Annotated in this window: 12 protein-coding genes and 1 pseudogene; 5 read left to right on the top strand and 8 right to left on the bottom strand. The window is 60.2% G+C overall.

All coding sequences use genetic code 11. From position 1 onward, the window contains the following. Window positions 1–140 precede the first annotated feature (140 nt). The 5 genes and pseudogenes from ACEW8Q_RS04835 to ACEW8Q_RS04815 all read right to left on the bottom strand — a co-directional run. A pseudogene (locus ACEW8Q_RS04835) lies at window positions 141–605 on the bottom strand (hypothetical protein); the annotation flags it as partial. A gap of 33 nt (window positions 606–638) precedes the next feature. After that, window positions 639–1,286, bottom strand: a complete 648-nt coding sequence (locus ACEW8Q_RS04830; protein WP_373502920.1) for an MT-A70 family methyltransferase — start codon at window positions 1,284–1,286, stop codon at window positions 639–641. After that, a complete protein-coding gene (locus ACEW8Q_RS04825) occupies window positions 1,270–1,569 on the bottom strand; it encodes a BglII/BstYI family type II restriction endonuclease (protein ID WP_373502921.1) in 300 nt (99 codons plus the stop codon). Before ACEW8Q_RS04825 ends, ACEW8Q_RS04830 begins: the two co-directional genes overlap by 17 nt. Further along, a complete protein-coding gene (locus tag ACEW8Q_RS04820) occupies window positions 1,488–1,889 on the bottom strand; it encodes a BglII/BstYI family type II restriction endonuclease (RefSeq protein WP_373502922.1) in 402 nt (133 codons plus the stop codon). Before ACEW8Q_RS04820 ends, ACEW8Q_RS04825 begins: the two co-directional genes overlap by 82 nt. A gap of 110 nt (window positions 1,890–1,999) precedes the next feature. Then, on the bottom strand, window positions 2,000–2,431 hold the full coding sequence (locus tag ACEW8Q_RS04815) for a nuclear transport factor 2 family protein (protein WP_373502919.1): 432 nt from the start codon (window positions 2,429–2,431) through the stop codon (window positions 2,000–2,002). A gap of 167 nt (window positions 2,432–2,598) precedes the next feature. Between ACEW8Q_RS04815 and ACEW8Q_RS04810 the strand changes: the two genes are divergently transcribed. Further along, the gene (locus ACEW8Q_RS04810) at window positions 2,599–3,072 is read left to right on the top strand and encodes a hypothetical protein (protein WP_373502918.1); all 474 of its coding nucleotides are present in this window, start codon (window positions 2,599–2,601) and stop codon (window positions 3,070–3,072) included. Between the two features lie 5 nt (window positions 3,073–3,077). Here ACEW8Q_RS04810 and ACEW8Q_RS04805 read toward each other — a convergent pair whose 3' ends face one another. The 3 genes from ACEW8Q_RS04805 to ACEW8Q_RS04795 all read right to left on the bottom strand — a co-directional run bounded on the left by ACEW8Q_RS04805 (window position 3,078) and on the right by ACEW8Q_RS04795 (window position 4,078). Beyond that, on the bottom strand, window positions 3,078–3,248 hold the full coding sequence (locus tag ACEW8Q_RS04805) for a DUF1127 domain-containing protein (RefSeq protein WP_373502917.1): 171 nt from the start codon (window positions 3,246–3,248) through the stop codon (window positions 3,078–3,080). 33 nt (window positions 3,249–3,281) lie between these two features. Further along, on the bottom strand, window positions 3,282–3,467 hold the full coding sequence (locus ACEW8Q_RS04800) for a hypothetical protein (RefSeq protein WP_373502916.1): 186 nt from the start codon (window positions 3,465–3,467) through the stop codon (window positions 3,282–3,284). A 200-nt stretch (window positions 3,468–3,667) separates the two neighbouring features. Beyond that, window positions 3,668–4,078, bottom strand: a complete 411-nt coding sequence (locus ACEW8Q_RS04795; RefSeq protein WP_373502915.1) for a VOC family protein — start codon at window positions 4,076–4,078, stop codon at window positions 3,668–3,670. Between the two features lie 460 nt (window positions 4,079–4,538). Between ACEW8Q_RS04795 and rpsL the strand changes: the two genes are divergently transcribed. The 4 genes from rpsL to ACEW8Q_RS04775 form a co-directional block, all read left to right on the top strand. Continuing rightward, window positions 4,539–4,910 carry a 30S ribosomal protein S12 gene (gene rpsL, locus ACEW8Q_RS04790; RefSeq protein ID WP_111200369.1) on the top strand — a complete coding sequence of 124 codons (372 nt, stop codon included), beginning with the start codon at window positions 4,539–4,541 and terminating at the stop codon, window positions 4,908–4,910. A gap of 18 nt (window positions 4,911–4,928) precedes the next feature. Further along, entirely contained in the window at window positions 4,929–5,399 is a 471-nt protein-coding gene (gene rpsG, locus ACEW8Q_RS04785; RefSeq protein WP_373502914.1) for a 30S ribosomal protein S7, read from the top strand. A 21-nt stretch (window positions 5,400–5,420) separates the two neighbouring features. Next, window positions 5,421–7,493 (top strand): elongation factor G, encoded by a 2,073-nt coding sequence (gene fusA, locus ACEW8Q_RS04780; protein WP_373502913.1) that lies wholly within the window; start codon window positions 5,421–5,423, stop codon window positions 7,491–7,493. 24 nt (window positions 7,494–7,517) lie between these two features. Then, the coding region (locus ACEW8Q_RS04775; protein ID WP_373502415.1) for a GTP-binding protein at window positions 7,518–7,656 on the top strand (139 nt) is incomplete at its 3' end.

Genomic DNA, 7,656 nt, shown 5'->3' with positions numbered 1-7,656 from the left:
GCCAATCCTCAAGGCCGCACTTCAAAACCATCGGACCGAGCAGCCAGCCTCCCATGCAGTTGACCGCTTGGCCGATGCTGCATAAGGTTCAACCAGCGACGCCAGCCTTGGCATTTTCAACAGAGTACGGGACATCCCCGTTTGGGATGGTTCGCGTAGTTACCGCCGTAGCGGTCCGAGAGTAAATCGTTTAGATTGAGTCTGTGCTCTACAGGGATTACAGGAGGCACAGGACCTTGAAGCGCCCGATACCGATGCTCCAAGTGTTCAAACCCGTAAGTCAAATTGCGCATGTTCCAATGAACCCAATAGCTCTGCCGTCGATCTCGGGCGAAGTCATAGAATCCATCAAGAAGACGCCTTTCGATTTCATCGAACCGATCCATAACATCTTCTCGAAGCACACCCAATTCCTCGGCAATAGCGTGGGTGGAAAAGCTTACTGTTTGCTCCGTCGCATAGTGAGTAACAGCTATTGATGTAATTCTAGGAGAGAGCCCCTCATTGTCATCGTACAGACTCTGACAAGAATAGTGGATTATATAGAAGTTCTCTGGATGGGCTCGAATCTGACGAATAAATTCCCTGCAGTTATTGATCGTCATGATGTCGCCTGTCCTCAAATGCCGACATCGATCTCATTCCGCTGCAATCCGGCCCGCCTGCGAATGGTTCGAATATGTTTCCCACGTCGGCGCGTAGTCGTCGTTCGCCTGATTGCCCCAATAGGTCCAACCGGGCCGCGTGCCGCGGGCGAAGAGTTCGAGGAACGGTCCGCGCGAGCAGGCTTCGATCACATCGTATTGTTCGTCGGGCTTTCGCGAATGTTCGCGTTTGCGGGTCTGGATCATGTTCACCTGCCGCCGTCCGGGAGCCAGCGTACGGGCATTCTTGCCGCGCGTACCGAACAGCAGGACCTCGGTGACATTGCGAAAGTAGAACCCCACGCCTCGCCCGTCCGAGCCGCCATCCTTCCGGATCTTGTGCCAGACGATGTTGCTCTTGTAGTCGAAGCCCCAAGCCTTCATTACCAGAAGGCCTTCAGGAAGCAGAGCGTTCGGCACCCACATGTAAAGATGGGCCGGTTCCTTCACCACATCCGACACCGGCAATCCGCAGATGTCCGCCGTGGTCATGGTCTCATAGCGCGTCAGCCTGCGGTGCTCCGGCGCGACCTTGCCCGTGCGGTTGGTGAAGCGCCATGGCGGATCGGCCAGAACCGTGTGGAACTTGCGGCCCCCGAGTGTTGCGGCGAGATCGATGATCGTCTTATTCAACTGGTCCATCGTCCTCATATGCCTCTTTTCGAATTGCGAACACCACGACAGGACATCCGCCCGCTCCGCCGCCCAGAATGCGACTGATGAGCTTGTCGTCGTGGGTTGTGGAGACGCCGTAGGTCTCCGGTTGCTTGCCGAATTCTTTGTGGTTGGCCTTGAGCCAGCCTTGAAGCTCGGTCGATCGCGTGACGATGACGCCGACGTCGATCACATGGAGTTCGTAGAGCAGGCGGAAGTTATTGAGGTCGCGATCGAAGAACGGGTCCTTGTTGTTCCACTCGACCTCCAGCGCAACGCGCCCGGTGAAGCAATCGACACTGTGCGTCGGCGTTGGCGCTCGACGCCATCCACCACGATCTTCGTGTCGAAGGCCTTCTCGACCCATCCCCGCTTGTAGAGCGCACCATCCAGCAGGCCCGCCATCTCCGACTTGTTGCCGCGGCCCTTGGCGATCAGATGCGACTTCTTGAGCGAGAATTCGGCCAGGACGGTCGAAACATCGGTCCATTCCTTCGGATGCACGGCCTTGAGAATCGTGAGTCCGTTCCGCCAATCATAGGAATAGAACTTGGCGTCGATCTCTGGAGAAATGGTGGTCCGACTCAGCATGTCGCAATCTTGGCATACAAACCCAAAGGCGCATATTTGTTCATTATTTGTTCCGCGTCAACATTCCAAGTGCCCTGTGGATAGTTCGGGCCAACTGCTTCAGCTGGGTTTCAAATGTCTTCCCGAACCTGTGGCGCTGGCTGGTTGCGATCATTCAGAAAGTCCGCGTCGATTCTGGTTTGGTCTTCAGCATCATTCCACCTGATGAACCGCAAGCTCCGGATCAGCCCCTCGCGCACTTCGTAGATCGCCATGATGTGAAGATCGCCCGTCGGCAGGCCGTAGACGGTTTCCTTATCGATGGCGTGGGTGGGGCCTTCCAGCCGCTGGTGGACGATGCAGTGGAGCTTTAGGTTATCCGCGAAGCGCTTGATGTAGGCGCTGCGGATCTCGGCCAGCCCATTGCAGATCATCTGGCCCGTCACATAGTCGCCGATCGTCGCGTCCTCCGCGAAGAGGGCGCAATAGCCGTCGATGTCGTGGGCGTTATAGACTTCGAGCTGGCGGTTGATGACGTCGCGCGGGGTGGGGAAATCGGCCATGGGCTTGAACTGTCCTGCTGAAACGATGGACGCCATCAGACAGAAGCGGCCCAGAAAACTCAAGCCCCGCCTTCGCGCGGCAAACGCTCCATCACGGTGCAGGGTGTTGTCAGGGCCAGCGAATTCCACCAACGTGGGGCACATGCTTCAATTCGCAAGGGGGATCGATGGCGGCGGAGGTTTACGGGCAGGGCGTTCTCTCGGTCGGGGCTGCGGCACTGTCTGAAACGGGGTTGGTGCTGGCCATCATCGCTGGCTTTGCGGTGATCTTCCCGCTGTTCTGGTGCGGCGTCGTCTGGCTCCTCAGCCACATGAGCGGCTGGCAGGCTCTGGCCCGCTCCCATGGCGCGGGAACAAGGCCGGTGACGGGCGTGCGCCACAGTTTGGTGACCGGCATGGTGGGTTGGGTGTCGTACCGCAACGTTCTCACGCTGCATGTGGCGGCGGACGGGTTGTTCATCGAGGTGATGCCGCTGTTCCGCATCGGGCACCCGCGCCTCTTCATTCCGTGGACGGAGATCGGCGCGCGGCGGCCGAGCCGGGTATTGTTCTGGACGGCGGAGCAGTTCGAGGTGGGGCGGCCCCCGGCCGGCGTGATCACGCTCCCGCCCGGCTACCTGGGCGATCACGTGCCGGCCTGACCGGCTCACCACATGCGGCGCATGGCGTTGACGTCGAAGCGGGTGAGACCGATGTCTTTCAGCAGATGGTCGTCAAGTTCGGAGAGTTGAGCCGCGGCCTTCTTGCGGCGGAAGGGGCGGATGAGCAAGCTGAGCCCAAGGGCGAGCTGGCTGAGGGCGGCAGAGTGAGCGGTCATGGCAATGGTCCTGGGAATCGAGGGTGCGTTAATTCAGCTGCGGGCATCGAGAAGGGCGGCTATGGCCCGCTTGAGGCCGGGCGCGTTCTCGAGCCGCTTCATCTGGGCGCGGTCGCGGGCGAGGCGGTAGCGCCGCAGCCTGAGCGTGGCGCAAGCAATCTGCCGGCGCATCGTCTCTTCGGTGGGCGGCAGCGAGGCTGTGCGGGCGAGGGTGGTCATGGCCGAAAGTCTCCGGGGCAGGCGTTGAACTTGCAGCCTGTGTAATCCCGGAGAACGCTGATTCATGTGACGGCCGTCACGATTTATGAAATCAGATGAAATATGTTCGTATGCGTCTGAAATAATCGTTACAGGGTGTCCCGTGCCTTTGAAAGGCAGAAGACGCCCTGAAGCTGTTCTCTCTTATAGCGGACGCCTCGTCAGTGGACGGGGGCCCGGCTGACGGCCTCCTGGCCTTCGGGCTCGATGAGGCCGATGATGGCGCCGGTCGGATCAGTGACGACGGACAGCTTGCCGACGCCGGCGAGCCGGAAGGCGGGCCTGAGGATCTCACCCCCGGCCTGTTCGGCCCTCGTCTGGGCCGCGACGATGTCGTCCACCGCGAGGTAGGTCATCCAGTGCGAGGGGATCCCCTCGAAGTCCGGCTGGGTGAGTTGGAAGATGCCACCCACAGCGCGCCCCTCCTTGTGGGCCACCCAGTAGCGGTTGCCATCGGGCAGGGCAGTTGGCTGGAAGTCCCAGCCGAGCGTCACATTATAGAAGTGACGAGCCTGCTCAGGCTCCCAGGTGTTGAGTTCGTGCCACCAGACCTTGAGCGGCGTGGACATCATGCGATTCTCCCCCATGTGTTGTGGGCAGTTGGTGTGAGTCGCCGTCAGGATGGAGAATCGGAGGCAAGGCAGGCAGTCGTGTGGCAGGAAATTGACGAATTGTGGCGCTCGTCCCCCAGAGTCAGCCGAATCCGGTGTGCGGCGCACAAATACCCGCCGTTTCTGGCTATAAACCTGCTCGATTTCACTCAAGGCGCATCAAGAAAGCCGGAAATTGGGGTTGACGGGGCTTATCCACCCCTGTAGATACCCGCTCGCTCTCTGACGGCAGGCAGTCGGTGCTTCGCGCATCGAAACGCTTTCGAAGAGGGCGGAAGAAAAGACATTCAAGGTCAAGACCCCTCGGACCCTGCCGGTCCTCGGGTCCTCTGGTTTTGGAACACTGCGCGATCCATGAGCCCGGATCGCGACGGTGTCGTTGTTATGTGCAATCGGGTTCGAAGGTAGAGACAAGGCCACAATGCCGACGATCAACCAGCTCATTCGCAAGCCCCGCCAGGCGCCGACCTATCGTAACAAGGTTCCGGCGATGCAGGCATGCCCCCAGAAGCGCGGCGTTTGCACGCGCGTCTACACCACCACGCCAAAGAAGCCGAACTCGGCTCTCCGCAAGGTGGCCAAGGTTCGTCTCACCAACGGTTTCGAAGTGGTGAGCTACATTCCCGGCGAAGGTCACAACCTTCAGGAACACTCAGTCGTCATGATCCGTGGCGGCCGCGTGAAGGACCTCCCGGGTGTGCGTTATCACATCATCCGTGGCGTGCTCGATACACAGGGCATCGTCAAGCGTCGCCAGCGCCGGTCGAAGTACGGCGCGAAGCGTCCGAAGTAAGAACGGGGAGATCAGAACATGTCGCGTCGTCATCGCGCCGAGAAGCGTGAAATCAACCCGGATCCGAAGTTCGGCGACCTCGTCGTTTCGAAGTTCATGAACAACCTCATGTACGAGGGCAAGAAGTCGGTCGCCGAAGGCATCGTCTACGGCGCCTTCGACAAGATCCAGGGCAAGGCCAAGCAGGATCCCGTCCAGGTGTTCCACGATGCCCTGAACAACGTCGCTCCGGCGATCGAAGTCCGGTCGCGCCGCGTCGGCGGCGCCACCTATCAGGTTCCGGTCGAGGTCCGCACCGAGCGCCGTCAGGCTCTCGCCATCCGCTGGATCATCACCGCGGCCCGCAACCGCAACGAGACCACCATGGTGGACCGTCTTTCGGGCGAACTTCTCGATGCCGCCAACAACCGCGGCACCGCTGTGAAGAAGCGCGAAGACACCCACAAGATGGCAGAGGCGAACCGCGCCTTCTCCCATTACCGCTGGTAAGAGATACAGGACACCAAGACTATGGCCCGCGTTCACGCCCTCGAGGATTATCGCAACTTCGGCATCATGGCCCACATTGATGCCGGCAAGACGACGACGACCGAGCGCATCCTCTACTACACCGGCAAGAGCCACAAGATTGGCGAAGTGCACGATGGCGCTGCCACCATGGACTTCATGGAGCAGGAGCAGGAGCGCGGCATCACCATCACGTCCGCTGCCACGACCGCGTTCTGGGCGGGCAAGCGCATGAACATCATCGACACCCCCGGCCACGTCGACTTCACGATCGAAGTCGAGCGCTCGCTGCGTGTGCTCGACGGCGCTGTCTGCGTGCTCGACTCGAACCAGGGCGTTGAGCCCCAGACCGAGACCGTCTGGCGCCAGGGCGACAAGTACAGCGTTCCGCGCATTGTCTTCTGCAACAAGATGGACAAGACCGGCGCGTCCTTCGAGCAGTGCATCAAGGACATCAAGGAGCGTCTCGGCGCCCGTCCGGTTCCGATCCAGCTGCCGATCGGCGCTGAAGCCGATTTCAAGGGCATCATCGACCTCGTCCGCATGAAGGCGGTCGTCTGGGAGAATGAAGCTCTCGGCGCCAACTACCATGACGAAGACATTCCTGCGGACCTTCTGGACGCTGCCGTCCAGGCCCGCGCCGACATGATCGAAGCCTGCGCCGAACTCGAAGATCAGGCGATGGACGATTATCTGAACGGCAAGGAACTCACCAACGAGACCATCAAGAGGCTGCTGCGCAAGGCCGTTCTGACCAGCGCCTTCTTCCCGGTCCTCTGCGGTTCGGCCTTCAAGAACAAGGGCGTCCAGCCGCTGCTCGACGCGGTTGTCGATTATCTTCCCTCGCCGCTCGATCGTCCGCCGATCAAGGGCATCGACGCGAAAACCGGCGAGGAAGTCGTTCGGAAGTCGTCTGACACCGAGCCGCTGTCGCTCCTCGCGTTCAAGCTCATGGATGACCAGTACGGCATACTGACCTTCTGCCGCATCTACTCGGGCGTCCTGCACAAGGGCACTGCTCTGCTGAACTCCACACGCGAGAAGACCGAGCGCGTCGGCCGCATGGTTCTCATGCACGCCAACAACCGTGAGGAAATCGCTGAAGCCTACGCTGGTGACATCGTTGCTCTCGTCGGCTTGAAGGAGTCCCGCACCGGTGACACGCTCTGCGATCCCGCGAAGCCCGTCATCCTCGAGAAGATGGAATTCCCGGATCCCGTCATCGAAATGAAGGTCGAGCCCAAGACGAAGGCCGACCAGGAAAAGATGGCCGTCGCTCTTTACAAGCTGGCTGCCGAAGACCCGTCCTTCCGCGTGTCGACCGACTCCGAGTCGGGCGAGACCATCATCAAGGGCATGGGCGAGCTTCATCTTGACATCAAGGTCGACATCCTGAAGCGCACCCACAAGGTGGAAGTGCAGGTCGGCGCCCCGCAGGTTGCCTACCGTGAAGCCATCTCGCGCAAGGTGACCAAGGACTACACCCACAAGAAGCAGACCGGCGGTACGGGCCAGTTCGCCCGCGTCATCCTAGAGGTCGAGCCCAACGAAAAGGGCGCAGGAAATGCGTTCGAGTCGAAGGTCGTCGGCGGTAGCGTTCCGAAGGAATATATCCCCGGCGTCGAGAAGGGCCTCAACTCTGTCCTCAACAGCGGCCCGCTCATCGGCTTCCCGGTGGTCGACCTCAAGGTCACGCTGATCGACGGCGGCTATCACGAGGTTGACTCCTCGGCCATCGCCTTCGAAATCGCGACGCGCGCTGCGATGCGTGAAGCCTTCGAATCTGCGGGCCCGGTATTGCTCGAGCCGATCATGAAGGTTGAAGTGACCAGCCCCGAGGAATTCCTTGGTGGCGTCATCGGTGACCTGAACTCCCGCCGTGGTCAGATCATGGGCACGTCGATGCGTGGCAACGCCAACATCATCAATGCGCTGGTGCCGCTGGCCAACATGTTTGGTTACATCAACAACCTGCGCTCGATGAGCCAGGGACGCGCATCCTACACGATGCAGTTCGACCACTATGCCCAAGTTCCGGGCGCCGTGGCCGATGAAGTCAAGAAGAAATACGCCTAATTAGCTGAAGAACGGAGATATCCGATGGGCAAAGAGAAATTCAACCGCGACAAGCCGCACTGCAACATTGGCACGATTGGTCATGTTGACCATGGCAAGACGTCGCTGACGGCTGCGATCACCAAGGTTCTGGCCGAGTCTGGCGGTGCGACTTACACGTCGT

It is taken from the genome of Aestuariivirga sp. (assembly GCF_041738905.1).
Classification (GTDB): Bacteria; Pseudomonadota; Alphaproteobacteria; order Rhizobiales; family Aestuariivirgaceae; genus Aestuariivirga.
This window is presented reverse-complemented; position numbering and strand designations above follow the sequence as displayed.

Excerpts from the sequence above, each read along its gene's own strand:
- ACEW8Q_RS04830 (WP_373502920.1), bottom strand. The coding sequence starts at position 1,286 with ATGGACCAGTTGAATAAGACGATCATCGATCTCGCCGCAACACTCGGG.
- ACEW8Q_RS04820 (WP_373502922.1), bottom strand. The coding sequence starts at position 1,889 with ATGCTGAGTCGGACCACCATTTCTCCAGAGATCGACGCCAAGTTCTAT.
- ACEW8Q_RS04815 (WP_373502919.1), bottom strand. The coding sequence starts at position 2,431 with ATGGCCGATTTCCCCACCCCGCGCGACGTCATCAACCGCCAGCTCGAA.
- ACEW8Q_RS04810 (WP_373502918.1), top strand. The coding sequence starts at position 2,599 with ATGGCGGCGGAGGTTTACGGGCAGGGCGTTCTCTCGGTCGGGGCTGCG.
- ACEW8Q_RS04805 (WP_373502917.1), bottom strand. The coding sequence starts at position 3,248 with ATGACCGCTCACTCTGCCGCCCTCAGCCAGCTCGCCCTTGGGCTCAGC.
- ACEW8Q_RS04800 (WP_373502916.1), bottom strand. The coding sequence starts at position 3,467 with ATGACCACCCTCGCCCGCACAGCCTCGCTGCCGCCCACCGAAGAGACG.
- ACEW8Q_RS04795 (WP_373502915.1), bottom strand. The coding sequence starts at position 4,078 with ATGATGTCCACGCCGCTCAAGGTCTGGTGGCACGAACTCAACACCTGG.
- rpsL (WP_111200369.1), top strand. The coding sequence starts at position 4,539 with ATGCCGACGATCAACCAGCTCATTCGCAAGCCCCGCCAGGCGCCGACC.
- rpsG (WP_373502914.1), top strand. The coding sequence starts at position 4,929 with ATGTCGCGTCGTCATCGCGCCGAGAAGCGTGAAATCAACCCGGATCCG.
- fusA (WP_373502913.1), top strand. The coding sequence starts at position 5,421 with ATGGCCCGCGTTCACGCCCTCGAGGATTATCGCAACTTCGGCATCATG.